Source organism: Caballeronia sp. GAWG1-5s-s (assembly GCF_023631445.1).
GTDB lineage: Bacteria > Pseudomonadota > Gammaproteobacteria > Burkholderiales > Burkholderiaceae > Caballeronia.
In genome coordinates, this window is sequence record NZ_JALQDC010000002.1 from 1 (window position 1) to 24559 (window position 24559).

The window sequence follows — 24559 nt, forward strand, 5'->3', positions numbered from 1 at the left end:
CGCTGACCCACTTCGCTATCACGTATCACGGCGCTCTACCACCTTACTCTGAGCGGCGTCGTTCGTGGATCGCTTACGTTGAAAGAGCTTCAAGGCCACCGTCGCTTCTGACACAACCTCACCACCGAAGAGGAGGTCGAGGTCTGAGTAAGGTGAAAATTCAACCTGCTTGGGATCAACGAGCGCCAGTTGCAGGTCATTCTTGTGACGAAGCAAAAGTGACAGGATGACGGAATGTAGGCAAACGCTCTTTCCCATGCCGGTCGCTCCGCCAAGTAGCATATGTGGCGCTGCGCCTAGGTCAATTGAAACGCATTCGCCGTTCACATCAAGTCCCATAAAGACAGATAAGTCCCCAGGACTGGCGTTGTTATCACACCAACGCTTGAGATCGGACAAGTCAATGGGCGTCCATTGAGCCCGCGGTCTCGCGATATCAATCAGAACGCTCTTCGCCTCGCTCCCAAGCGACACCGCTGGGACGGAGTCCTTCATTCCAAGACTAAGCGCGAGTTGGTGAAGGCCTTTCCGCAACCGATCGAATTGGCTTACATCCAATAGACCGATGTCGTGACGCGTGAGTCGAGGACCAATGCAAACACCTCGGGCTTCGGCAAGAATGCCGAGTTCGGACAATGCGCCAACAACATCGGCATTCTGCGATTCGTCATTGCCTTTGGATGGTGGCGGTATTCGAACATCGGTACGGCTGGAAGCAATCCTCTCGGCCAGCGCGGCTCGGCGTGTAATTAGCACCTTGATAAAGCGGTCATAGTCTTGATTGCAGTCGGTCCAGTCAGCCATGAGAAGCTGCGCTCCTCGATGCCAATGAAAGCGAACGGCGCTCTTGAAATCGTCTAGGCTTTCAATTGAGTTGCCATAAAGCCGTCCATGCGTGACGATAAGTCCGATCCAGGCCGCGATGTCAGTCACGCTGAACAAAGTCTGGCCCTGCACCTCGATCCCTTTTGCATCGATAGAGGAATTCTCGTTCCCCTCAATGCACGTATTGGGAAGTGATAACGACCGCCCAATAGCGAGCCGTGCTGCAGCCGCTCGCGTCGACAGGAAGAGACCGTCCTTGATGGCCGTGTTGTGTTGGTCCGCCTCGGCGCTTGGTCGGTATCTTGCGCTGAGTACTTGTTCGATAGCAATATTGGTCACGCGTCCCCTCCTGGGAAGTAGGCGTCTTCCGTAGCCGTCGTTCGTCCAATGCCGTCTGCAACTTGCGTGTGCTCGAGCAGATACGACTTGCAAACACGATCGGCCAGTCGCATATAGAACGAATGATCAACTTCCTCGTCTTGAGAAAGGAGGATGACCTGACGCTTCGTGTCGCTTGTCCAGAAGTTCAGGATGTTTTGCCGATGTTTGCTGTCGAGTCGGCCCAGGGGCGTATCGACGACGAGCGGTGCGGAAATACGCGACACGCGGGCGAGCCCTGCGATAAGAGCCGTAGCAAATATCTGATTCTCACCGGCGGAGCGGTCGGCCATGATCTCCTTGCCGGACCTATCCAATAGCCGGGTACTGCCGTCATTGCGTATGTCAATCCTCTGGACGATGTCTTTGTGTGCAAGGGCACGATAGACTTTCGTCATTTCTCTAGCCAACTCCTGAACTTTCAAAGGAAACAAGTTGGGAATTACCTCGCTAATGACACGGCGCACGCGCTCGGACTTTTCGATTAGCGTTCGGGCTGGATTCGAATGATCAGCATTCTGCCGCTCTCTCTCGTAGGTAGCTCGCAGCGCGTGAGCACGATTTTCTAGCGCGCCCTGCTTGCGTTCATTATTGCGAATGGCATCTTGCAATCGATCCCACGGTGCCGTGAGTTCGTCGATGCTTTTCTTGAAGGTTGCAAGAGTGCCGTCGCGATCTAGACCTTCAAGCCGGCTAATCTGCCGCCCAAGGTCTTCTATGCGCCGGTTCAGTGATTCTTGCTTCTCTAGCAGATCGTCGATGTCTTGCTGGCTCAGATCGACCGAATCTAGGAACGCAAAAGTATCGTGCCGTGCCTCCTTGCTGAGGTATCGGTGCACGATTTCGGACGCAGCGTCGGGCGGTGGCGGGTGGAATAGGCTGGTCCAAGCACGGGTGATGCCCTCTTGGACCGCCTTGGTTTGTTCCTCGGTCAATGGGGGCTTGATATCCGTTGCCGTCGAATCGAAGAAGGCCTGCTCGAAAGCGGTGATTCGTGGCTCCAACGCTCGTCTATCCGCTTCCCAGTCGAACCACCTTAGCTCCCCGCCAATCTGTGAACGGAAGGCCGAGAGAATGGTGCTCCCGGCGAGGTGAAACGGGAGTTTTCCGGTCAAAACAGCTTCGAGTTGTTGGTGACACTTACCCAACTCGGTCCTGAATTGCTCTCTCTCCTCTATGAGGCTGCCCAATGACGAGACATCGGCACTCCCCGCTCCGGCCGCGGTCATGCGGCTAAGAAGGGTTTCTCGTTCTTGACGGATCCTATCGGCTTCAGCTTGCAGAGCCTGCCGTTCATGCTGAGCTTCTATCAACTCCGCTTCAACCCGGGAGAGTTCGACTCGTGTCGACTCCAATTTCTCGTGGTCGACGTTCACGACCCCGGTGCGTTGTGTCGATTCAAAGTTCTTTAGGCGCTCAGACAGGGTCCGGAGCAACACAACTCCAAGCAAGCCTTCAAGACCCTGCTTGACCTGTTCGACGCGGGACTGATCAGCGAGTTTCTTGACTTCTTCGCCATCAAAGAAGAAGAAGGGTGCAATGTGGGCCGGAACAAAGAAGTCGTCGAGCAGTTCTATCAAACTGAAGCCACTCTTTCCATCAATGCGCGGTGGCTTAGGCACGTTACGATCGACCAATCGCGCAATGGCTTCTTCTTCTGTCCATGTCCCGTTGGCTTTGAAGAACCATTTCCGCGTAACGTCCAAGGCGGATGTCTTGCTGCGGTTAACTCGTACCCGGACAGTCATAAACTCCGCTCCGGCGAGACGCGCCTCGCCATTGAAAGCTCGTTCAAGAAACGTTGGATAACCAGACATCTCGTCGGTCTTTAAACCCGCGCGCGCAAGATGGATCAGGGCATCCTTTCCATACAGGCAAAGGTATAGCGCTTCGAGGATGGTTGTCTTCCCAAACCCGTTGAGACCGCCGATCAGCACCAGGTTGCGTCCATCAGAGGGGCACGGGAGCTCGAAGACCTGACGGCGATAAGATTTGAAGTTGGTCAGTTCGATGCATGAAATCCACATACGGTCTAGCTCTGAATGTCGGCGACGCGGCCTAAGATTTCTTCTATGCGCGCGTTGATTCCGCGCGCGCGCTCTTGATGTTGTCGTTCCCGCTGAAGCAGCACCAACTCCGCAAGAACGTCTATGTCAATCCCGTGCTTGCTCGCGATGTCGTTCAACACTTGCTTCGCGTCGTCGTCAGCCCACAGCGGAAGATCCGAGAGGTTACGATCTACCGAACTAGTTTCCATCGACAATTCCTCGTTGCTGTTTTAATTCGTTGGCCCATATCTGATGAATCAGGTCAATCTCATCCTTGGAGATGAGCGTTTCGCCAAAGGCGCATTGCGTCTCTAACAGGCGTTCCAAGATCTGCATGCGAGCTTTCACTGTGAAAGGGCCTGGGATGTGTTTGCCGTCTACGCCGAACGTAAGCTGTCCGTTACGGCGCAAGACCTGCCGCCGTGCCGGGTCGTTCCTGATTGACTTCAGCCAGTCACGGAACTGAATCAGCGGCAGATATTGATGGTGACCCGAGTCGATGAAGCCTTGGAGGCTCCTGTCTTTCTCGACGACAGTGCAAGTCCAGCAACCAAACCGGCTATTAGGCGTGCCGCAGCCCGGAGCTTCGTCGCTACTTAGCACGACGGGGCATTCGCCACCTTCTGCTTCCCTATAAAGGGCGAACAATGCGGCGTGCGAGCCGCCCCACGGCGCGTCGAAAGAGCCAAGGACTTCCCAGACATCGTCTGTTGAAAGGTCGACGATCGGACGATAGATGTATGCGCCCCTCAATTCGCTGTGTTCGTGCAAGCGAGAATTCTCGTGATTCTTGTACCCATCGATTAGCCTTCGACGCGTGATGCTCTCACAGCGTCTTACACCTAGAACCACGATGGCGGCGCCGTACTCTGAGACGTTGTCCTTGATGTATTTGCTCGTCGGCATAACCTTCAATCTGTCCGTGCACCAGCGCATGCTCTGATTGGGACTTGGATAACCTTTGCCAATAAGTAAAGTCCAGAACGTTTTATCTAAGGATGGTTGCGTTCGTGCAACGAACAGCGGCAGGTCGAGTTCTTTCGCACTTGCTTCGATTTTGGCCGTGACACCGTTGAGATGCGCCATGACGAAGGGGCTCTCAACTAGGGTATCGTTGGACACGATATGTACCTTCCTCGTCCTTTGCGATGGGGGAATGGAGAGTAGCGCTTCAAAGGCTAGGTGCGCGACTAACGTCGAGTCTTTGCCTCCCGAAAAGCCTATGATCCAAGGATATTTTTGAGCGGGCGACAGATACTCTGAGCGAACGTCAGCTACCAGACTGTCCCAAAGCGTATCAATGGACAGATGATCGCTTTCTGAATGCAACAACTTGCTCATCTTCACCGTTTTTAGCTGTCGCGTAGATCGCCTGGATTATACGGTTTACTAAATAAGTCGAAGATTCGTGAGACGCAAAAAAGCCCGCTACAAATCGGAATGATCCGATTCACAGCGGGCCTTCTGTACTGGCGTCGTGATGATGTGAGCGTTACGTGTGAAGTGGTTGCCGGTTCGTACGTTCAACGCGCAAGGTCTTGCCTTACTGCCTCCCCAACCGCGCATTATCCGGCATCGGCAAATTAAAGTTCGTCCGAAACGGATTGATATCCAGCCCGCCGCGCCGCGTATACCGCGCATACACCGCGAGCCGCTCCGGTTTGCACTCGCGCATGATGTCCATGAAGATGCGCTCGACGCATTGCTCATGAAATCCGGTATGTTCGCGATAAGAAACGATATACCGCAGCAAACCCGCGTGATCGATCTGTCCGCCGTAATAGCGGATCTGCACGCTGCCCCAATCCGGCTGCCCGGTAACCGGACAATTCGACTTCAGCAGATTGGAAAACAGCGTCTCGTCGACAGGCGCTTCGTCATGCGATGCCGACAGCAGCGACGGGTCCGGCGCATAAATCTCGCAATCGAGGTCCAGCCGGTCCAGCGACAAGCCGTCGAATTCCTCCATCGTGAGCTTCCCGAAATCGGCGGTCGGGACGAGCTGCACCGACACCGTCGCGCCGCACGTCGCGGTCACATCGCGCTTGATGGCGGCGCGCACGTCGTCGATGGAATCGAATTGCGTCTGCGCGAACGATCCGAGGTACAGCTTGAACGACTTCGATTCGACGATGTTCGGCGACTCCGCCGGCACGAAGAACGTCGCAACCGCGATCTGCGGCTTGCCGCGCCTGTTCAGCCACGAAAGCTCGTATGCATTCCAGACGTCGGTGCCGAAGAACGGCAGGCGCGCCGGCACGCCGATTTCGTCGCGCGCGCGCTTGCGGTCGATCGGAAAGAGCAGCGAGGGATCGTACTGTTCGGTGTAGTTGACGGCTTTGCCGAGCGGAGATTGGTCGGGTGTCATGGTGCGTTCGCTATGCCGCTGAGAACGTGCCCCGTCGCAGTCACGACGCGAGCCGATTCGCAGTGGCGGATTTGGTCGTCGAAGAAAAAGTCGGGTTCGAATTCGCGCAGGAATTCGCCCTTGTCGAGGCCGCCTAAGAACATCGCTTCGTCGATTTCGATGTTCCACGCCATCAGCGTCCGGATCGCGCGTTCGTGCGCGGGAGCGGAGCGCGCCGTGACGAGCGCGGTGCGAATGTGCATCGGCGACTGGCTTTCGTTGTCGTCGGCAATGCGTTGCAGCTTGTTCAACGCCGCCAGAAGCGGCTTGAGCGGTCCGCCCGGAAGCGGCGAATCCTTCTTCTGCGTCTCGTGGCCGACGAACGCGCCCAAACCTTCGGTCTGAAACACGCGTTCGGCTTCGTCGGAGAACAGCACGGCGTCGCCGTCGAACGCGATGCGGATTTCATCAGCATACCGGCTCGCGGCGCGCGGCGTCTCGGGCAGCACGCGCGCGGCGGGAAAGCCTGCGGCGAGCGCGGCGCGCACGTCGTCCGGATTCGCCGACAGAAATAGCGACGCGCGCAGCGGTTTCAAGTACGCGAACGGCGAGCGCCCGCGCGTGAACACGCCGCGCTCGATCGCGAGTCCGTGTTCGCGGCACGAATGGAACGCGCGCAGGCCGCTGATCGGATCGCTGCGCGACAGAATCACCACTTCGACGCGCTGCTCGTGCGCGTTCAGCGCCAGCAGCTTGCGAATCAGCCCGAACGCGACGCCCGGTTTCGCGGGCGTGTCGAGCCGCGAGCGTTGCAGCGCCTCGTAGCGGGCGAGGTCGCCCGTTTCGTAGACGCGGTTTTCCTCTTCGAAGTCGAAAAGCGCGCGCGACGAAATCGCGACGACGAGCTTGTCTTCGAGCGTAAAGGCCATCGCTGCTCGGCCTTACGCGAGGAACAGCTTGTAGACCGGGTTCGCCTGCTCGTCCCACCACGGATAGCCGAGCGTCGCGAGGAAACGCTCGAACTCGGCGTTATCCGACTGCGGCACCTGAATGCCGACCAGAATCGAGCTATAGTCCGCGCCCTGATTCCGATAGTGGAAGAGGCTGATGTTCCAGTTCGGCGCCATCGACGAGAGGAACTTCATCAGCGCGCCCGGCCGTTCGGGGAATTCGAAGCGCAACAGGCGCTCGTCCTGCGCGAGCGGCGAATGGCCGCCGACCATGTAGCGAATGTGCTGCTTGGAAAGCTCGTCGTGCGACAGATCGACGGTGGCGAAGCCGTGCTCGATGAACGACGACATCATCTGCGCCGTCTCTTTGCGCGACTTGATCTGCACGCCGACGAAAATATGCGCGGCGCGCGCATCCGCGATGCGGTAGTTGAATTCAGTGACGCTGCGCGTGCCGACGAGTTCGCAGAAGCGCCGGAAGCTGCCGCGCTCCTCGGGAATCGTCACCGCGAACACCGCCTCGCGCGCCTCGCCCACTTCGGCGCGTTCCGCGACGAATCGCATGCGGTCGAAGTTCATGTTCGCGCCGGAAGTCACGGCGACGAGCGTTTTGCCTTCGATGCCCTCGCGTTCCGCATACAGCTTCGCGCCCGCTACGGCGAGCGAGCCCGCCGGTTCGAGCACGCTGCGCGTGTCCTGAAACACGTCCTTGATGGCGGCGCAAAGCGCGTCGGTATCGACGGTGAGCACTTCGTCGAGCAGTTCGCGGCACAGCCGGAACGTTTCCTCGCCGACGAGCTTCACCGCCGTGCCGTCCGAAAACAGGCCGACTTCGCCGAGCGTCACGCGCTCGCCCGCCGCGATCGAGCGCGCCATCGCGCACGAATCCTCGGTCTGCACGCCGATCACCTTGATCTCCGGCCGCACCGCCTTCACGTACGCGGCGACGCCCGCCGCCAGTCCGCCGCCGCCGATCGGCACGAAGATCGCGTGAATCGGGCCCTGATGCTGGCGCAGAATTTCCATCGCGACGGTGCCTTGCCCGGCAATGACGTCCGGATCGTCGAACGGATGCACGAAGGTGAGGCCGCGCTCTTCCTGAAGCTCGACGGCGCGCGCGTAGGCGTCGCTGTACGATTCGCCCGCCAGCACGATCTCGACCGTCGGCCCGCCGTGCGTGCGGATGGCGTCGATCTTGACTTGCGGCGTGGTGGTCGGCACCGCGATCACCGCGCGGCAGCCGAGCCGCGCAGCCGAGAGCGCCACGCCCTGCGCGTGATTGCCCGCCGACGCCGTGATGACGCCGCGCGAGAGCACGTCCGCCGGCAGGTTCGCCATCTTGTTGTACGCGCCGCGAATCTTGAACGAGAAGACCGGCTGATTGTCTTCGCGCTTCAAATACACGGAGTTGCGCAGGCGCGCCGACAGATTGCGCGCGGGTTCCAGCTCGCTTTCGCGTGCGACGTCGTAGACGCGCGCCGTCAGCACTTTCTTCAGGTAATCGGGATGGTTCATGCGGAGGACTCGTCAGGCAGGCCGGCTGCGCTTTTTCAGGGCGAAAACATCAATGATAGCCGCAAAGGACTGGGTTTCCGGCGCGGCGCAGCATTGACCGACCGGCCGGACGCCTAAAAGCGCGCAAAAACGCCAAACGGCGGCGAAAATGCGCGCGCAAAAGCCCCTTCGTCGTGCTAGCCGCCGCCAACGGCGATTTTCGCGATGAGTTAGAATTTCTTTTTGCAAATCAGCAATCAGGACCGGCAGATGCACTTGCAGCTTCGGATCGAATTTCTGGCGCATGTTCCCCGCGCGCATCACGCGGCGGCCGAGCGGCATGCGCGCCATGCGCGATCGTGGCGTTGATCTCGGGCACATCGAAGGCGGCGCCGTGAGGCTCGCGGCATCCGCGCAAGCCGGCGCTTTCGGGCGAATCGCCCGCCTTCGCAAACAAAAGTCTCATTCGAAAATCTGCGCCCCCACGCGCACCGTCGGCGTCTACGCTTTCCGAAGCCCGCGCGCCGAACCACCGAACCGTCGAACATGAACGCACCTCAAGCCTTCGATCCGAACGGCGCCCATGCCGCCTTGGCGCTCGATATCGAGCCGCGTCTCCGCGAAATTCCCTATAACTACACGTCGTTTTCGGACCGCGAAATCGTCATGCGGCTCTTGGGCGACGAAGCCTGGGCCGCGCTCGACGAACTGCGCGCCGAACGCCGCACCGGCCGCTCCGCGCGCATGCTGTACGAAGTGCTGGGCGACATCTGGGCCGTGCGCCGCAATCCGTATCTGCAAGACGACCTGCTCGACAACCCGAAGCGTCGCGCGATGCTGGTCGAGGCGCTGAACCATCGCCTGACCGAAATCGAGAAGCGCCGCAGCGCGGACTTGTCCGAGCACAGCGAAGAAGCGGGCAGCCGCGAGCGCGCTGAACGCGTGCAGCTGCTCATCGCCGCCGCGCGTCGCGCCGTGGACGACTTCGCCTCCGAATTCGGTCGCATGGCCGATCTGCGCCGCCGCGCGTCGCGCGTGCTCGGCAAGCAAACGCAGAAGGACAACATTCGCTTCGACGGCCTCGCGCGGGTTTCGCACGTCACGGACGCGACCGACTGGCGCGTCGAGTATCCGTTCGTCGTGCTGACGCCGGATACGGAAGCCGAGATCGCCGGTCTCATCAAGGCGTGTTTCGAGCTCGGCCTCACCGTGATTCCGCGCGGCGGCGGCACCGGCTACACCGGCGGCGCCATTCCGCTCACGCCGTTTTCGGCGGTCATCAACACAGAGAAGCTGGAACAGCTCGGGCCGGTCGAGATGACCGACCTGCCGGGCGTCGATCATAAAGTCGCGACGATTTTCTCCGGCGCGGGCGTCGTCACGCGCCGCGTCACCGAAGCGGCCGAGCAGGCGGGCTTCGTGTTCGCGGTCGATCCGACTTCGCTCGATGCATCGTGCGTCGGCGGCAATGTCGCCATGAACGCGGGCGGCAAGAAAGCGGTGCTGTGGGGCACGGCGCTGGATAATCTCGCGTGGTGGCGCATGGTCGATCCGGAAGGCAACTGGCTCGAAGTCACGCGTCTGGATCACAACTGCGGGAAGATTCACGACGTCGAAGTGGCGCGCTTCCGGCTCGACTGGTTCGACGGCAATCGCGCGCCCGGCGAAAAGCTGATCCGCAGCGAAAATCTCGACATTGCCGGCCGCACGTTCCGCAAGGAAGGGCTCGGCAAGGACGTGACCGACAAGTTCCTGTCCGGACTGCCGGGCGTGCAGAAAGAAGGCTGCGACGGCCTCATCACGTCCGCGCGCTGGATTCTGCACAAGATGCCGGCGCACACGCGCACCGTCTGCCTCGAATTCTTCGGGCAGGCGCGCGACGCCATTCCGAGCATCGTCGAAATCAAGGATTACCTCTTCGAAACGTCGAAGCAGGGCGGCGCGATTCTCGCGGGCCTCGAGCACCTCGACGAGCGTTATCTGCGCGCGGTCGGCTATGCGACCAAGAGCAAGCGCAACGCGTTTCCGAAGATGGTGCTGATCGGCGATATCGTCGGCAATGACGCCGATGCTGTCGCGCAGGCCACGTCCGAAGTCGTGCGCATGGCGAACGGCAAGAGCGGCGAAGGCTTCGTCGCGGTAAACGCGGAAGCGCGCAAGCGTTTCTGGCTCGACCGCTCGCGCACGGCCGCGATCGCCAAGCACACGAACGCGTTCAAGATCAACGAAGACGTCGTGATTCCGCTCAACCGCATGGGCGAGTACACCGACGGCATCGAGCGCATCAACATCGAACTGTCGATCAAGAACAAGCTGCAATTGCTCGATGCGCTCGAAGCGTTCTTCCGCAATGGCAAGCTGCCGCTCGGCAAGAGCGACGACGCCAACGAAATCCCGAGCGCCGAACTGCTCGAAGACCGCGTGCAGCAGGCGCTCGAACTGCTCAAGCGCGTGCGCGAACGCTGGACGTTCGTCGGCGAGAAGCTGGACTTGCCGCTGCGCGAGGCGCAGCACTATCTGGTGACGCTCGGCTACGAGGCGTTCGCCGAGAAGTTCGCGGATCGCGTGGACGTGCAGCCTGACGCCACGGTGTTCCATCTCGCGCAGGACCGCACGCTGCGTATTTCGTGGAAGCAGGAGATTCGCGCGGAGCTGCGCCAGATCTTCAACGGCGGCGAATTCAAGCCGATCCTCGACGAAGCGCAGGCCATCCACAAGCAGGTGCTGCGCGGCCGCGTGTTCGTCGCGCTGCACATGCACGCGGGCGACGGCAACGTGCACACGAACATTCCGGTCAACTCCGACAACTACGAGATGCTGCAGGACGCGCATCACGCGGTGGCGCGCATCATGAAGCTCGCGCGTTCGCTGGATGGCGTGATTTCCGGCGAGCACGGCATCGGCATTACGAAGCTCGAATTCCTGACGGACGAGGAAATCGGCGATTTCCGCGCGTACAAGAAGCGCGTGGACCCGCAAGGCCGCTTCAACGCGGGCAAGCTGCTGGAAGGCGCGGACTTGCGCAACGCGTACACGCCGTCGTTCGGGCTGATGGGCTACGAATCGCTCATCATGCAGCAGTCGGATATCGGCGCGATTTCTGATTCGATCAAGGACTGCCTGCGCTGCGGCAAGTGCAAGCCGGTCTGCGCGACGCACGTGCCGCGCGCGAATCTGCTGTACAGCCCGCGCAACAAGATTCTCGCCACTTCGCTGCTCGTCGAAGCGTTCCTGTACGAAGAGCAGACGCGTCGCGGCGTGTCGATCAAGCATTGGGACGAATTCAACGATGTCGCCGATCACTGCACCGTCTGCCACAAGTGCGCGACGCCGTGCCCGGTGAAGATCGACTTCGGCGACGTGTCGATGAACATGCGCAACCTCTTGCGCAAGATGGGCAAGAAGAAGTTCAACGCGGGCAACGCGGCGGGCATGTTCTTCCTCAACGCGACGAATCCGCAGACCATCAACATCGCGCGCACCGCGATGATGGGCGTCGGCTACAAGGCGCAGCGTCTCGGCACCGACGTGCTGAAGAAGATCGTCAAGAAGCAGACCGCGCATCCGCCGTCGACGACCGGCAAGCCGCCCGTCGTGCAGCAGGTGATCCACTTCGTCAACAAGAAGATGCCGGGCAATCTGCCGAAGAAGACGGCGCGCGCGCTGCTCGATATCGAGGACAACAAGATCGTCCCGATCATCCGCAATCCGAAGACGACGACTGTCGATTCGGAAGCGGTGTTCTACTTCCCCGGCTGCGGCTCGGAGCGGCTGTTCTCGCAGGTCGGCCTCGCCACCCAGGCGATGCTATGGGAAGCGGGCGTGCAGACCGTGCTGCCGCCGGGCTATCTGTGCTGCGGCTATCCGCAGCGCGGCGCCGGCCAGTTCGACAAGGCAGAGAAGATCGTCACGGACAACCGCGTGTTGTTCCATCGCGTGGCGAATACGCTGAACTATCTCGATATCAAGACCGTCGTGGTGTCGTGCGGCACCTGCTACGACCAGCTCGCGGGCTATGAATTCGAGAAGATCTTCCCCGGCTGCCGGATCATCGACATTCACGAGTTCCTGCTGGAGAAGAACATTCGGCTGGATGGCGTAAAGGGTACGCGCTACATGTATCACGATCCTTGCCACTCGCCGATCAAGACGGTCGATCCGGTGAAGCTCGTCAACGATCTGATGGGCTCGCAGAACGACGGCTACAAGATTCAGAAGAACGATCGCTGCTGCGGCGAGTCGGGCACGTTCGCGGTCACGCGCCCGGACATCGCGACGCAGGTGCGCTTCCGCAAGGAAGAGGAAGTGCGCAAAGGCGCGGCCAATCTGCGCGGCATTCCGCTGACGTCGGTTGCCGGCTCGAACGCGATCAATCCGATGAACGCATCGGCGGGAACGGCGGGCGCCGCGCCGGGCTCCGTGCTCTCGGCGGGCGACGGCGCGCAGACCGAAGGCACGGACGTGAAGATTCTCACGAGCTGCCCGTCGTGCCTGCAAGGACTCTCGCGCTACAACGAGGACGCCAACGTCGAGGCGGACTATATCGTCGTCGAAATGGCGCGCAAGGTGCTCGGCGAAAACTGGATGGAGCAGTACGTCGAACGCGCGAACAATGGCGGTATCGAGCGCGTGCTGGTGTAATAGCGAAATCGAGGTTTGATTCGCTAGAGGTTTGAGATGGACTGTGTGTTTTGCCGCGAAGACGGCGGCGAAGTGCTGTGGTCGGACGACGCGTTGCGCGTCGTCCTCGCCGACGAGCCGGATTGGCCCGGCTTTTGTCGCGTGATCTGGGGCGCGCATGTCGCCGAAATGTCGGACTTGGCCGATGCCGAGCGCGCGCGCGTGATGACCGCCGTCAACGGCGTCGAACGCGCGATGCGTCGCGTGCTCGTGCCCGAGAAAATCAATCTGGCGAGCCTCGGCAATCAGGTGCCGCATCTGCATTGGCACGTCATTCCACGTTTTTCCAACGATTCCCGTTTTCCGCTGCCCGTCTGGGCGCCGCGCCAGCGCACGGTGTCCGAGGCGCAGCTCGCCAAGCGCCGCGCGCAGGCGACGCTTCTGCGCGAAGCCGTTCGCCGCGAGCTGAATCAGGCGTTCGGCCAACACTAACTTAAGAGATAAGGCTCACCATGAGCGGACTGACATCGACGACGCCGATTCCCACCGGCGTCGTTCTGCATTCGAAATCCCGCGTGCTGGAGTTGCAATACGGCGAGAAGGAGTCGTATCGCGTGCCGTTCGAACTGTTGCGCGTCTATTCGCCGTCCGCCGAAGTGCAAGGCCACGGGCCGGGGCAGGAAACGCTGCAGACGGGCAAGCGCGAGGTCGCCATTACGGGCATCGAGCCGGTCGGACATTACGCGCTGCAGTTGAATTTTTCGGACGGGCACAATACCGGCATTTATTCGTGGGACATCCTTTACGATCTCGCGACGAAACAGGACGAACGCTGGCGCGACTATCTGACGAAGCTACAGGCAGCCGGCATCGACCGCGATGCGCCGATGGCCGCGAAGCCCGCCGGCGGCCACTGTCACTGAACGAACTATGCGCGGCATAACGCCGCGGGCCGGCGCGACGATTGCGCAGGCAGATACGAACAACATGCGAGGAAAGAGCGCAATGAGCAAGACCCACTTCGGATACGAAACGGTCGACGAGCAGGAGAAGGCGAGCAAGGTGGCGGGCGTGTTTCACTCCGTCGCGAGCAATTACGACCTGATGAACGACCTGATGTCCGGCGGGCTGCATCGCATCTGGAAGCACTTCACGATCGGGCAGGCGAAGGTGCGCTCGGGCTACAAGGTGCTGGACATCGCGGGCGGCACCGGCGACCTCGCGATGGCGTTCGCGAAGCAGGCCGGCGCGACGGGCGAAGTCTGGCACACGGACATCAACGAATCGATGCTGCGCGTGGGCCGCGATCGTCTGCTGGACAAAGGCGTCATCACGCCGACGCTCCTGTGCGACGCGGAAAAGATTCCGTTTCCCGACAACTACTTCGACGTGGTGACGGTGGCCTTCGGCCTGCGCAACATGACGCACAAGGAGCGCGCGCTGGCCGAGATGTACCGCGTGCTCAAGCCGGGCGGCCGTCTGCTCGTGCTCGAATTTTCGAAAGTGTGGGAACCGCTCAAAAAGCCGTACGACATTTACAGCTTCAAGATTCTGCCCTGGCTCGGCGAGAAGGTGGCAAAGGACGCGGACAGCTATCGGTATCTGGCCGAGTCCATCCGCATGCACCCGGACCAGGAAACATTGAAGACGATGATGGAACAAGCAGGACTGGATCGAGTCGAATATTACAATTTGTCAGGTGGCGTGGTAGCGTTACACGTCGGGACAAAATTTTGATGTTCCACTCTCTTGAGGATTCGATATGTCCGATTCGCGCACACCCCAATCCCGGGGTTTTCTGAACTCCATGTTCAGAAAGGCCGGTATCTTGGCGCTCGCTGGCGTTATCACGGCTGGCGCAATCTTCGCGGACGACGCCGAGGCGCGCCGCATGGGCGGTGGCCGCAGCATGGGCCGCCAGTCGGCCACGGCCACGCAGCAGCATCAGGCGACGCCGCCGTCGCAGTCCATGCAGCCGAGCCAGTCGATGCAGCCGCAGCGCGCGCAACCCGCGCCCGCCGCGCCGCCCGCCGCTCAACCGGCGCGTAACCGCTGGCTCGGGCCGATCGCCGGTCTCGCCGCTGGTCTGGGCATCGCGGCGCTGCTGTCGCACTTCGGGCTCGGCGGCGCGTTCGCCGGCGCGATGGCCAACATGATCATGATCGCGCTGATCGTGCTCGCGGCCGTCATGCTGTTCCGCTTCTTCATGCGCAAGCGGCAGGGCACGTCGACGCCGGCGTATGCAGGCGCGGGCGCGTCGCCGTATGGCGCGTCGGCGCGCACCGGCCTGAATCAGGAGCCGCCGCGCATGTCGCAGCCCGCGGGCTTCGGCGCGGACTATATCGATTCGCCCGCGACGCAGGCCGCGCCGGTCAACGTTCCGGCCGGCTTCGACACCGAAGCGTTCGTGCGTAACGCGAAGGTCTACTTCGTGCGCCTTCAGGACGCGTGGGACCGCGGCAACGTCAATGACATCCGCGAATTCACCACGCCGGAGATGTTCGCCGAAGTGAAACTTGACATCGATGCACGCGGCGGCGCGCCGAATCGCACGGACGTGGTCCAGCTCAACGCCGACGTGCTCGGCGTGGAAGATCGCGGGTCCGAGTATCTCGCGAGCGTGCGCTTCCACGGCCTGATCCGCGAATCGGAAGGGGCGGCGGCCGAGCCGTTCGTCGAGATCTGGAACCTGTCGAAGCAGAAATCCGGCAACGAAGGCTGGCTGCTGGCCGGCATTCAGCAGGTCAGTTGAGCGCGTCCCCGCACGCCGGCGCGGCGGCATGGCGCCGCACGTCGGCAGCGGGGCGCGCGTCGAGAAGCGGCTTCCGCGTTCGCGGAGTTTGCCTAGACCGTAGAATAGAACCCGCGCGAGCGACCGCTTGCGCGGGTTTTTTCATCTCAGAGCCGATGACGAACGCACACGAACCTTCCCGCTCCGTTGTAGATCCTGCCGTCAAGACCGCGTCCGGTGCGTTCGCGGCTGTCGTGAATCATCTTCTCGCCCGTGAGCCGTGGGCGCGCGAGCGCCTTCAGCCGTACGCCGGCAAGTCCGTACGGCTTTCGTGCGCGCCGTTCGTCGTGGCGCTCGTCGCGCAGGCGGACGGGCTTTTCGTCGCAACGAGCGAGACGCAAGCCGGCCATTTCGATGTCAGCATCGCCGTGCCGTTCGATGCGCTTCCCGCGTTCCTGCAAGGCGGTCAGGCGGCGGTGATGAAGCATGTGCGTATAGAAGGCGATGCGGAGTTCGCGCAGACGCTCGCGAAGCTCGCCGAGCATCTGCGCTGGGATCCGGAGGAAGACCTGTCGCGCGTGATCGGCGATGCACCCGCGCATCGCATCGGCATGATCGCGCGGACGATGCAGGCGCAGGCGCAGCGCACCGGCCGCAATCTTCTCGACTCCGTGGCCGAGTACTTGCTGGACGAGCGTCCGCAACTCGTGCGCAAGAGCGCGCTCGACGCGTTCAACGCCGAGTTGTCGCAGGCGCGCGATGCGCTCGCGCGCGTCGAAAAGCGCATCGAGCGGATCGAACAACGAGAGTCGGCTCGCGGCGCTTCAGCGCGGACCGGCGGTGAGTCCGGGCGCGACTCGCGCAAATAACGAGCTGAAGCGAACTCCGACCATGCGTTTTCTGCGTTTCCTCAAGATTTTCTTCACGATTGTCCGCTTCGGCCTGGACGAACTGGTCATGAGCGGCATCAACGACCGCCGCGTGCGCTACCTCATGCGCGTGACGACGTTCGGCCGCCGCTTCGATGTCGAGCGCGGCATCCGGTTGCGCCTGGCGCTGGAAAGCCTCGGACCGATCTTCGTCAAATTTGGTCAAGTGTTGTCGACGCGGCGCGATCTGTTGCCGGTCGATATCGCCAACGAACTCGCGAAGTTGCAGGATCGCGTGCCGCCGTTCGATTCGAACGTCGCGGTTTCGATCATCGAGAAAGCGCTCGGCGCGCCGATCGACGCACTCTTCGACGACTTCGAGCGCGTGCCGGTGGCGAGCGCGTCGATCGCGCAGGTGCATTTCGCGAAGATCCGGCATGGCGAGCACGCGGGCAAACCCGTCGCCGTGAAGGTGTTGCGGCCGGGCATGTTGCCCGTGATCGATTCGGACCTCGCGCTCCTGCGCGATATCGCCATCTGGGCCGAGCGTCTCTGGCCGGACGGCAGGCGGCTGAAGCCGCGCGAAGTCGTCGCTGAATTCGACAAATATCTGCACGACGAACTCGACCTCATGCGCGAGGCCGCCAACGGCAGCCAGTTGCGCCGCAATTTCCAGGGCCTCGATCTGCTGCTCGTGCCGGAGATGTACTGGGATCTGTCCGCGCCCACGGTGCTGGTGATGGAGCGCATGGTCGGCGTGCCGATCTCGCAAGTCGAAACGCTGCGCGCGGCCGGCGTCGATATTCCGAAGCTCGCGCGCGAAGGCGTCGAAATTTTCTTCACGCAGGTGTTTCGCGACGGCTTTTTTCACGCGGACATGCACCCCGGCAACATCCAGGTGAGCCTCGATCCGGCGACCTTCGGCCGCTACATCGCGCTCGACTTCGGGATCGTCGGGGCGCTTTCGGACTTCGATAAGAACTATCTCGCGCAGAACTTCCTCGCGTTCTTCAAGCGCGACTACCACCGCGTGGCGACGCTGCATCTCGAATCCGGCTGGGTGCCGCCGAGCACGCGCGTGGAGGAACTGGAGAGCGCGATTCGCGCCGTCTGCGAGCCGTATTTCGACCGCGCGCTGAAGGACATTTCGCTCGGACAGGTGCTGATGCGGCTCTTTTCGACCTCGCGCCGCTTCAACGTCGAGATTCAGCCGCAACTCGTGCTGCTGCAAAAGACGATGCTGAACGTGGAAGGGCTCGGCCGCTCGCTCGATCCGGAGCTCGATTTGTGGAAGACCGCGAAGCCGTACCTCGAACGCTGGATGAACGAGCAGATCGGCTGGCGCGGCTGGTACGAGCGTCTGCAAATGGAAGCGCCGCAGTGGAGCAAGACCATTCCGCAATTGCCGCGGCTAATTCATCACTTGCTGGCGGAGCGGCACGACGCGCCGCGCGGCAACAATGACGAAACCATGCGCCAACTGCTCCTTGAGCAAAAGCGCACGAACCGGCTGCTGACGACGCTGCTCGTCGTCGGGCTCGGCGTCATTGCGGGCGCGGGCGTGGTCATCGCGCAATTCTGGATGGGCCACCCTTGATCACGGCGAGCCGGCGCAGAGCCCGCGCCTCTTGCAGCCGGCGCGAGGAGATGGAGATTCGATGAGCAATTCCGGCAATGCCGACGTTCCGTCCTTCGAAAACCGCGACCCGAATTCGCCCGGTTTCTGGGACGAACGGTTCGATCGACGCTTCATGCCGTGGGATCAGGCAGGCGTGCCCGATGCGTTCCGCGCGTTCGTGTCCGCCTTGTCCGCGCCCGAAGCCTCGTGCGTGCTGATTCCCGGCTGCGGCAACGCTTACGAGGCGGCGTATCTGGCCGAGCGGGGCATGACCGTGCGCGCGATCGATTTTTCGCCGAGCGCGGTCGCGGCGGCGCGCGCTCAATTGGGCGCGCACGCGGGCGTCGTCGAAGAGGCCGATTTCTTCGCGTATCAGCCGCCGTTCGCGCCCGACTGGATCTACGAGCGCGCCTTTCTGTGCGCGCTGCCGAAACACCGCTGGATCGATTACGCAAAGCGCATGGCGGCGCTCGCGCGCCCCGGCGCGCTACTCGCGGGCTTCTTTTTCATCGGCGCGACGCCGAAAGGACCGCCGTTCGGCATCGAGCGCAACGAACTCGACGCGCTTCTCACTCCCCACTTCGAATTGGTCGACGATCACGAAGTCAGCGGCTCCATACCGGTCTTTGCCGGCCGCGAACGCTGGCTGACGTGGCGGCGCGCTTGAATTATTCGTCTTCGCCGCCATCTGGCGAGGAAGCCGCACGGCGCGGGGCCGGCCGAAAATGGCGGGCCGAAGCGGGTTTGCGGCTATAATTCAAGGCTTTGCAAGCGTCGACAGATCATTGTAGGAAGAGTGCCATGCCGATTTACGCATACCGCTGCGCATCCTGCGGCCACGAAAAAGACGTGCTTCAGAAGTTGAGCGACGCACCGCTCACGCAATGTCCCGCCTGCGGAAAGGACGCGTTTTCCAAGCAAGTGACGGCGGCAGGGTTCCAGTTGAAGGGCTCCGGCTGGTATGTCACCGATTTCCGCGGCGGCGGCAACGGTTCTGCTGCGCCGAAGTCGGGCGACAACGCGGGCAATTCGAATTCCGGCGATAGCGCGAAATCGGGCAGTGCGTCAACGTCCGATGCATCGCCGCCTGCTAGCGCAGCGCCCGCTGCAAGCGCTTCGACGCCCGCAGCGCCCGCGACGCCTTCGGGCGCAGCCTGAAAGCGCACACGTCACGCACGGCGCGAGCTTCGCGCCGGCTGCGCAATCCGTCCCGTACCGCCTGTCAGAGCGCGCGCCCTGAGCGCCCGCGGATCGCGGCCAACCCGACGCCCGTCACCCTAGCGACAACAACGTGACCACGAAAAAGACGACGCTGAAAACCGTGTTCCTCACCGGCCTGCTGGTGCTGGTGCCGCTCGCCATCACGCTGTGGGTGCTCGGCCTCGTGATCGGAACCATGGATCAGACGCTGCTCCTTTTGCCGGCCGCGTGGCAGCCGGAGCGTGTCTTCGGGTTCCATCTGCCGGGACTGGGCGCGCTGCTCACGCTCGCATTCATCTTCGTCGTCGGCCTCTTTACTCAGAACTTCGTCGGGCAGAAACTCGTCGGCTGGTGGGACGCCATTCTTCGCCACATTCCGGTCGTCGGCCCGCTCTACACGAGCGTGAAACAGGTTTCGGACACGCTGCTTTCGTCGAGCGGCAATGCATTTCGCAAGGCGCTGCTGGTCGAATATCCGCGCAAGGGCTCGTACACCATCGGGTTTCTGACCGGCATTCCCGGCGGCGACGTGTTGAATCATCTGAAGGAAGATCACGTGAGCGTCTACGTGCCGACCACGCCGAACCCCACGTCCGGCTTCTTCCTGATGATGCCGAAAAGCGAGGTCGTCGAACTGGATATGACCGTCGACGCCGCACTGAAGTACATCGTCTCGATGGGCGTGGTCGCCCCCGCGCCGAGCGCGCCGCTGTCGGTCGCGCCCGCCCGCCGCCCCACCGAGCCGCCGATGTAATGCCGGCGCGCGTGCCGCGAATCGAGCCGACGAAGAGCACGATCCGCACGCGAGCCGTTCATCAACGAACAACGAAAGACACAACATCATGTCGATGCGATCTGAATACTGCGGTCTGGTGACCGAAGCCCTGCTGGGCCAAACCGTCTCGCTGTGCGGCTGGGTGCATCGCCGCCGCGACCACGGGGGCGTTATCTTCATCGACTTGCGCGATCGCGAAGGGCTCGTCCAGGTCGTCTGCGATCCGGATCGCGCCGAGATGTTCAAGGTGGCCGAAGGCGTGCGCAACGAGTTCTGCGTGCAGGTGAAGGGCGTCGTGCGCAACCGTCCGGAAGGCACGGTCAACGCCAATCTGACGAGCGGCAAGATCGAAGTGCTGTGTCATGAACTGAACGTGCTGAACGCGTCGGTGACGCCGCCGTTCCAGCTCGACGACGACAACCTGTCCGAGACCACGCGCCTCACGCATCGCGTGCTGGATCTGCGCCGTCCGCAGATGCAAAAGAACCTGCGCCTGCGCTATCGCGTGGCGATCGAAGTGCGCAAATATCTGGACGCGCAAGGCTTCATCGACATCGAAACGCCGATGCTGACCAAGAGCACGCCCGAAGGCGCGCGCGACTATCTCGTGCCGTCGCGCGTGAACGCCGGACAGTTCTTCGCGCTGCCGCAATCGCCGCAATTGTTCAAGCAATTGCTGATGGTCGCGAACTTCGACCGTTACTACCAGATCACCAAGTGCTTCCGCGACGAAGACCTGCGCGCGGACCGTCAGCCGGAATTCACGCAGATCGACTGCGAAACGTCGTTCTTGAACGAGCAGGAAATCCGCGATCTGTTCGAAAACATGATCCGCCACGTCTTCAAGGAGACGATGGACGTCGCGCTGCCGGAGAAATTTCCGGTCATGCTGTATTCGGAAGCGATGCGCCGTTTCGGCTCGGACAAGCCCGACCTGCGCGTGAAGCTCGAATTCGCCGATCTGACCGACGCGGTCAGGGACGTCGACTTCAAGGTGTTCAGCATGCCGGCCAATTCGAAGGACGGCCGCGTCGCTGCGTTGCGCGTGCCGAAGGGCGGCGAGCTGTCGCGCGGCGATATCGACGGTTACACGGAATTCGTGCGTATTTACGGCGCGAAGGGCCTCGCGTGGATCAAGGTCAACGACAAGACCAAGGGCCGCGACGGTCTGCAAAGCCCGATCGTCAAGAATCTGCATGACGCGGCGCTCGCCGCCATCATGGAGCGCACGGGCGCGGAAGACGGCGACATCATTTTCTTTGCGGCGGATCGCACGAAGGTCGTGAACGACAGCCTCGGCGCGCTGCGCCTGAAAATCGGCCATTCCGAATTCGGCAAGGCGAACGGCCTGCTCGAATCCGGCTGGAAGCCGCTGTGGGTGATCGACTTCCCGATGTTCGAATACGACGAGGAAGAAAACCGCTACGTGGCCGCGCACCACCCGTTCACGAGCCCGAAGGACGAGCACCTCGAATACCTCGAAACCGATCCGGGCCGCTGCCTCGCGAAGGCGTACGACATGGTGCTGAACGGCTGGGAAATCGGCGGCGGTTCGGTGCGTATCTTCCAGGAAGACGTGCAGAGCAAGGTGTTCCGCGCGCTGAAGATCAGCGCGGAAGAAGCGCGCCTGAAGTTCGGCTTCCTGCTCGACGCGCTGCAATACGGCGCGCCGCCGCACGGCGGTATCGCGTTCGGTCTGGACCGCATCGTGACGCTGATGTCCGGCGCCGACTCGATCCGCGACGTGATCGCGTTCCCGAAGACGCAGCGCGCGCAGGACCTGCTCACGCAAGCGCCGAGCGAAGTCGACGAGCGCCAGTTGCGCGAGTTGCACATCCGTCTGCGGCAACCCGAACAAAAGACGCAATAAGCATTGTTAATGTTGTGACGAAAAAGGCGCCGAGTGCGCCTTTTTCGTTTTTTGCGCTACAGTCGTTGCCGGATACGAGACAACGCGCACGTCCACATCGTTATGCAAAAGCCACCGAAAATCCCCGAATCCGTGCTGGTCGTGATTCACACGCCCGACCTCGATGTGCTTATCATCGAGCGGGCGGATCATCCGGGCTTCTGGCAATCGGTGACGGGCTCCAAAGACCGCATCGACGAGCCGCTCGAAGAAACCGCCGCGCGCGAAGTGCAGGAGGAAACGGGCATCATCGTCGGCAGTCCGCTCGTGCCGCAGAATGCGCTGCTCAACTGGCATCACAGCATTCAGTACGACATCTATCCGCAATGGCGGCACCGTTACGCCGAAGGCATCACGCGCAATACCGAACATCAGTTCAGTCTGTGCGTGCCGCATTGCCTGGAAGTGACGCTCGCGCCGCGCGAACACACGTCGCATCTGTGGCTGCCCTTGCGTGAAGCCGCCGACCGCTGCTTCTCGTGGTCCAACCGCGAAGCCATTCTTCAACTGCCCGAGCGCCTCGCGGCGCATAGCCGATGATCGGTGTGCGGCCAAGGCGCAGCTTCAAGCGACTGCGCCAGGCGCTCTTCTCCGGGCGACGTCCGCCGCGTTTCTGCTTCACCGCGGGCAACCAGGTCCGCATTTTCAAAAGCGGCGCGCAGTTCTTTCCCGCGCTGATCGAGCGGATCGACGGCGCGCAGAACACGGTCTCGCTCGAGACCTACATCTTCGCGAACGACGACGCCGGCCGCACGGTCTCCGACGCGCTCTTGCGGGCCGCGGCGCGCGGCGTCGCGGTGCGCGTGATCACGGACGGCATCGGCACCGACGGCAATCTGCCGATGTTCGAGCAGTGGAAGGCGGGCGGCGTCGAGCATCGAATCTACAATCCGCATCTGCTGTTCGGGCCGCTCGGCTTTTCGCGCACGCACCGCAAGCTCGCGCTGGTCGACAACACGTACGCGTTTTGCGGCGGCATCAATGTCGTCGACGACTACGACCAGAACGGCACGCGCTTGCCGGAACCGCGCTGGGACTTCGCGATGGAGGCGCAAGGGCCGGTGGTCAAGGACGTGCGCGATGCGTTCGACCTTCAATGGGAGCGCATCCGCCTCGGCGTCAAGCCGCGCGAGCCGCGTTCGTCGTCCTGCGAGCCGCAGCCAGACCATAACCGCCGGACTTCCCGACGCGCGATGCGCGCCCGGCGCCGCGCGCAGCTCGGCGAAATTCATGCGGTCGATCAACCGTGCGTCGCATTCGTGGCGCGCGACAATCTGCTGAATCGCCGGGCCATCGAAAAGGCGTATCTGCGCGCCATCGCCCACGCGGAGCGCGAAGTCCTGCTCGCCAATCCGTATTTCATGCCGGGCCGCAAGCTGCGGCGCGCGCTCGTGCTCGCGGCGCGGCGCGGCGTGCGCGTGTCGCTCGTCATCGGGCGCAAGGAGTTCGTCGCGCTCGACTACGCCACGCCGTTCCTCTACGGCAATCTGCTGAAGAATGGCGTGCGCATTGCCGAGTACGAGAAGACGATCCTGCACGGCAAGGTCGCGGTCGTGGACGCCGACTGGGCGACCATCGGCTCGTCTAATCTCGACGCGCTCTCGCTCGTGCTGAACAACGAAGCCAACATGGTGCTCGTGAACCACGCGGAGATCGCGGGCTTGCACGACGCCATTCTCGAGGCGTTCGACGAAGGCAGCCGCATCGACGAAAAACACTACGCGTCGCGCCCGGTGGGCGAGCGAATCCTAAGCTGGCTCGCGTACAACACCTACCGCATGACGATGAAACTCATCACCATCGGTCAGTACGATTGACGGCCCAATTACTGCTGATCCGACGATGTAGCTGCCAAACGGCAATATGCTCCCAGCAAATGGGAAGTCGGGCAGTCACTTAGAGGCAGTCCGCACACAAAAAAGGACAATAGGGCGGGCAAAAATAGGACTTATCCTATTGATTGCTGCGGCAGTTAGAAACCGCTTTCTAAAATTTTGCTTGTTTCAGCAGCGAGCGGCCACAATAATAGAACGGCCGTTCGTTTTCAATGGGGTCACGAGAGGACGGTGGGATCATGCGAAAAGGCGAACAGACGCGGGCCGCGATTCTCGACGCAGCGTTGGATCTGGCGAGCAGGGACGGACTGGAAGGACTCACCATCGGTCTTTTGGCCGAGCGGATGCAGATGAGCAAGAGCGGAGTGTTCGCGCACTTCGGGTCGCGCGAGGATCTGCAGGTGGAAGTGGTGCGCGAGTACCACCGCCGGTTCGAAGACGAAGTGTTTTTCCCGAGCTTGCGCGAACCGCGCGGCTTGCCGCGACTGCGCGCGATGATGAGCCGCTGGATGGAAAAGCGCATCGAGGAAGTCACCACCGGCTGCATCTATATCAGCGGCGCGGTGGAATACGACGATCGCGCGGCGAGCGCGGTGCGCGAGCAGCTCGTCCACAGTGTGACGACGTGGCGCGAGGCGCTGTTGCGGGCCATTCGCCAGTCGAAGGAAGAAGGGCATCTGAAGCCGGAGACGGACCCGAAGCTGATGCTCTTCGAGTTGTACAGCTTCACGCTCGGCCTGCATCACGACGCGCGTTTCCTGCATCTGCCGGAAGCGGTGCAACTGACGCGGGACGCGCTGGAGAAGACGATCGTTTCATATCAGACGTCGCACTCGTCTGCCGATGGCGGCGGCCGCGAAACCAGCGAGCCGGCCGCCCACGCAGCTACGAGCGCGGCGACGAATCTAACTTCGCATCAAACGGACAGCCGTTAGCGGCGCCGATCGAATCGTCCCAAGG

Annotated in this window: 22 protein-coding genes; 14 read left to right on the forward strand and 8 right to left on the reverse strand. The window is 61.9% G+C overall.

The features are described 5' to 3' along the window. Nucleotides 1–18: 18 nt before the first annotated feature. The 8 genes from NCR34_RS28165 to NCR34_RS02315 form a co-directional block, all read right to left on the reverse strand. Nucleotides 19–1164 (reverse strand): FtsK/SpoIIIE domain-containing protein, encoded by a 1146-nt coding sequence (locus NCR34_RS28165; RefSeq protein WP_250499008.1) that lies wholly within the window; start codon nucleotides 1162–1164, stop codon nucleotides 19–21. Next, nucleotides 1161–3230, reverse strand: a complete 2070-nt coding sequence (gene dndD, locus NCR34_RS02285; RefSeq protein ID WP_250499009.1) for a DNA sulfur modification protein DndD — start codon at nucleotides 3228–3230, stop codon at nucleotides 1161–1163. The genes NCR34_RS28165 and dndD overlap by 4 nt, the downstream gene beginning before the upstream one ends. Nucleotides 3231–3235: 5 nt before the next feature. After that, nucleotides 3236–3460: a DNA modification system-associated small protein gene (locus NCR34_RS02290; RefSeq protein WP_250499010.1), complete on the reverse strand. Its 225-nt coding sequence runs from the start codon at nucleotides 3458–3460 to the stop codon at nucleotides 3236–3238. Continuing rightward, entirely contained in the window at nucleotides 3450–4592 is a 1143-nt protein-coding gene (gene dndC, locus NCR34_RS02295; RefSeq protein WP_250499011.1) for a DNA phosphorothioation system sulfurtransferase DndC, read from the reverse strand. The genes NCR34_RS02290 and dndC overlap by 11 nt, the downstream gene beginning before the upstream one ends. A gap of 202 nt (nucleotides 4593–4794) precedes the next feature. Then, nucleotides 4795–5619 carry an NADPH-dependent 7-cyano-7-deazaguanine reductase QueF gene (gene queF / locus NCR34_RS02300; RefSeq protein WP_250499012.1) on the reverse strand — a complete coding sequence of 275 codons (825 nt, stop codon included), beginning with the start codon at nucleotides 5617–5619 and terminating at the stop codon, nucleotides 4795–4797. Next, complete coding sequence (locus tag NCR34_RS02305) at nucleotides 5616–6527, reverse strand: 5'-nucleotidase (RefSeq protein WP_244847846.1); 912 nt, start codon at nucleotides 6525–6527, stop codon at nucleotides 5616–5618. The genes queF and NCR34_RS02305 overlap by 4 nt, the downstream gene beginning before the upstream one ends. Before the next feature lie 12 nt (nucleotides 6528–6539). Then, nucleotides 6540–8063, reverse strand: coding sequence for a threonine ammonia-lyase, biosynthetic (gene ilvA, locus NCR34_RS02310; protein WP_244847847.1), 1524 nt, complete (start codon nucleotides 8061–8063; stop codon nucleotides 6540–6542). Nucleotides 8064–8075: 12 nt separating this feature from the next. After that, the gene (locus tag NCR34_RS02315) at nucleotides 8076–8393 is read right to left on the reverse strand and encodes a hypothetical protein (protein ID WP_250499013.1); all 318 of its coding nucleotides are present in this window, start codon (nucleotides 8391–8393) and stop codon (nucleotides 8076–8078) included. A gap of 195 nt (nucleotides 8394–8588) precedes the next feature. Here NCR34_RS02315 and NCR34_RS02320 point away from each other — a divergent pair, with 195 nt between their 5' ends. The 14 genes from NCR34_RS02320 to NCR34_RS02385 all read left to right on the forward strand — a co-directional run bounded on the left by NCR34_RS02320 (nucleotide 8589) and on the right by NCR34_RS02385 (nucleotide 24534). Beyond that, the gene (locus tag NCR34_RS02320) at nucleotides 8589–12683 is read left to right on the forward strand and encodes a DUF3683 domain-containing protein (RefSeq protein WP_250499014.1); all 4095 of its coding nucleotides are present in this window, start codon (nucleotides 8589–8591) and stop codon (nucleotides 12681–12683) included. A 36-nt stretch (nucleotides 12684–12719) separates the two neighbouring features. Next, the gene (locus NCR34_RS02325; RefSeq protein ID WP_250499015.1) at nucleotides 12720–13154 is read left to right on the forward strand and encodes an HIT family protein; all 435 of its coding nucleotides are present in this window, start codon (nucleotides 12720–12722) and stop codon (nucleotides 13152–13154) included. A 20-nt stretch (nucleotides 13155–13174) separates the two neighbouring features. Continuing rightward, entirely contained in the window at nucleotides 13175–13585 is a 411-nt protein-coding gene (locus tag NCR34_RS02330; protein ID WP_175939401.1) for a gamma-butyrobetaine hydroxylase family protein, read from the forward strand. 82 nt (nucleotides 13586–13667) lie between these two features. Continuing rightward, nucleotides 13668–14399 carry a bifunctional demethylmenaquinone methyltransferase/2-methoxy-6-polyprenyl-1,4-benzoquinol methylase UbiE gene (ubiE, locus tag NCR34_RS02335; RefSeq protein ID WP_250499016.1) on the forward strand — a complete coding sequence of 244 codons (732 nt, stop codon included), beginning with the start codon at nucleotides 13668–13670 and terminating at the stop codon, nucleotides 14397–14399. 25 nt (nucleotides 14400–14424) lie between these two features. Next, nucleotides 14425–15414: a Tim44 domain-containing protein gene (locus tag NCR34_RS02340; RefSeq protein ID WP_248321130.1), complete on the forward strand. Its 990-nt coding sequence runs from the start codon at nucleotides 14425–14427 to the stop codon at nucleotides 15412–15414. A gap of 155 nt (nucleotides 15415–15569) precedes the next feature. After that, nucleotides 15570–16262 carry a ubiquinone biosynthesis accessory factor UbiJ gene (locus tag NCR34_RS02345; protein WP_248321132.1) on the forward strand — a complete coding sequence of 231 codons (693 nt, stop codon included), beginning with the start codon at nucleotides 15570–15572 and terminating at the stop codon, nucleotides 16260–16262. A 22-nt stretch (nucleotides 16263–16284) separates the two neighbouring features. Next, entirely contained in the window at nucleotides 16285–17859 is a 1575-nt protein-coding gene (ubiB, locus tag NCR34_RS02350; protein WP_250499017.1) for a ubiquinone biosynthesis regulatory protein kinase UbiB, read from the forward strand. Between the two features lie 61 nt (nucleotides 17860–17920). Next, complete coding sequence (locus NCR34_RS02355; RefSeq protein ID WP_250499018.1) at nucleotides 17921–18547, forward strand: methyltransferase domain-containing protein; 627 nt, start codon at nucleotides 17921–17923, stop codon at nucleotides 18545–18547. 134 nt (nucleotides 18548–18681) lie between these two features. Further along, nucleotides 18682–19038, forward strand: a complete 357-nt coding sequence (locus tag NCR34_RS02360; protein ID WP_250499019.1) for an FmdB family zinc ribbon protein — start codon at nucleotides 18682–18684, stop codon at nucleotides 19036–19038. Between the two features lie 133 nt (nucleotides 19039–19171). Next, nucleotides 19172–19834 carry a DUF502 domain-containing protein gene (locus NCR34_RS02365; protein WP_175939420.1) on the forward strand — a complete coding sequence of 221 codons (663 nt, stop codon included), beginning with the start codon at nucleotides 19172–19174 and terminating at the stop codon, nucleotides 19832–19834. 88 nt (nucleotides 19835–19922) lie between these two features. After that, complete coding sequence (gene aspS / locus NCR34_RS02370; protein WP_248321139.1) at nucleotides 19923–21725, forward strand: aspartate--tRNA ligase; 1803 nt, start codon at nucleotides 19923–19925, stop codon at nucleotides 21723–21725. A gap of 102 nt (nucleotides 21726–21827) precedes the next feature. Continuing rightward, nucleotides 21828–22304: a dihydroneopterin triphosphate diphosphatase gene (nudB, locus tag NCR34_RS02375; protein ID WP_175940585.1), complete on the forward strand. Its 477-nt coding sequence runs from the start codon at nucleotides 21828–21830 to the stop codon at nucleotides 22302–22304. Continuing rightward, the gene (locus NCR34_RS02380) at nucleotides 22304–23581 is read left to right on the forward strand and encodes a phospholipase D-like domain-containing protein (protein ID WP_502800036.1); all 1278 of its coding nucleotides are present in this window, start codon (nucleotides 22304–22306) and stop codon (nucleotides 23579–23581) included. Before nudB ends, NCR34_RS02380 begins: the two co-directional genes overlap by 1 nt. Before the next feature lie 257 nt (nucleotides 23582–23838). Then, nucleotides 23839–24534: a TetR/AcrR family transcriptional regulator gene (locus tag NCR34_RS02385; protein WP_206467484.1), complete on the forward strand. Its 696-nt coding sequence runs from the start codon at nucleotides 23839–23841 to the stop codon at nucleotides 24532–24534. Nucleotides 24535–24559 lie beyond the last annotated feature (25 nt).

Coding starts and splice junctions, on each gene's coding strand:
- NCR34_RS02305 (WP_244847846.1), bottom strand. CDS start 6,527: ATGGCCTTTACGCTCGAAGACAAGCTCGTCGTCGCGATTTCGTCGCGC.
- nudB (WP_175940585.1), top strand. CDS start 21,828: ATGCAAAAGCCACCGAAAATCCCCGAATCCGTGCTGGTCGTGATTCAC.
- ubiB (WP_250499017.1), top strand. CDS start 16,285: ATGCGTTTTCTGCGTTTCCTCAAGATTTTCTTCACGATTGTCCGCTTC.
- NCR34_RS02330 (WP_175939401.1), top strand. CDS start 13,175: ATGAGCGGACTGACATCGACGACGCCGATTCCCACCGGCGTCGTTCTG.
- NCR34_RS02360 (WP_250499019.1), top strand. CDS start 18,682: ATGCCGATTTACGCATACCGCTGCGCATCCTGCGGCCACGAAAAAGAC.
- NCR34_RS02345 (WP_248321132.1), top strand. CDS start 15,570: ATGACGAACGCACACGAACCTTCCCGCTCCGTTGTAGATCCTGCCGTC.
- NCR34_RS02340 (WP_248321130.1), top strand. CDS start 14,425: ATGTCCGATTCGCGCACACCCCAATCCCGGGGTTTTCTGAACTCCATG.
- ilvA (WP_244847847.1), bottom strand. CDS start 8,063: ATGAACCATCCCGATTACCTGAAGAAAGTGCTGACGGCGCGCGTCTAC.
- dndC (WP_250499011.1), bottom strand. CDS start 4,592: ATGAGCAAGTTGTTGCATTCAGAAAGCGATCATCTGTCCATTGATACG.
- aspS (WP_248321139.1), top strand. CDS start 19,923: ATGTCGATGCGATCTGAATACTGCGGTCTGGTGACCGAAGCCCTGCTG.
- dndD (WP_250499009.1), bottom strand. CDS start 3,230: ATGTGGATTTCATGCATCGAACTGACCAACTTCAAATCTTATCGCCGT.
- NCR34_RS02290 (WP_250499010.1), bottom strand. CDS start 3,460: ATGGAAACTAGTTCGGTAGATCGTAACCTCTCGGATCTTCCGCTGTGG.
- ubiE (WP_250499016.1), top strand. CDS start 13,668: ATGAGCAAGACCCACTTCGGATACGAAACGGTCGACGAGCAGGAGAAG.
- queF (WP_250499012.1), bottom strand. CDS start 5,619: ATGACACCCGACCAATCTCCGCTCGGCAAAGCCGTCAACTACACCGAA.
- NCR34_RS02320 (WP_250499014.1), top strand. CDS start 8,589: ATGAACGCACCTCAAGCCTTCGATCCGAACGGCGCCCATGCCGCCTTG.
- NCR34_RS02315 (WP_250499013.1), bottom strand. CDS start 8,393: ATGGCGCGCATGCCGCTCGGCCGCCGCGTGATGCGCGCGGGGAACATG.
- NCR34_RS02355 (WP_250499018.1), top strand. CDS start 17,921: ATGAGCAATTCCGGCAATGCCGACGTTCCGTCCTTCGAAAACCGCGAC.
- NCR34_RS02325 (WP_250499015.1), top strand. CDS start 12,720: ATGGACTGTGTGTTTTGCCGCGAAGACGGCGGCGAAGTGCTGTGGTCG.
- NCR34_RS02385 (WP_206467484.1), top strand. CDS start 23,839: ATGCGAAAAGGCGAACAGACGCGGGCCGCGATTCTCGACGCAGCGTTG.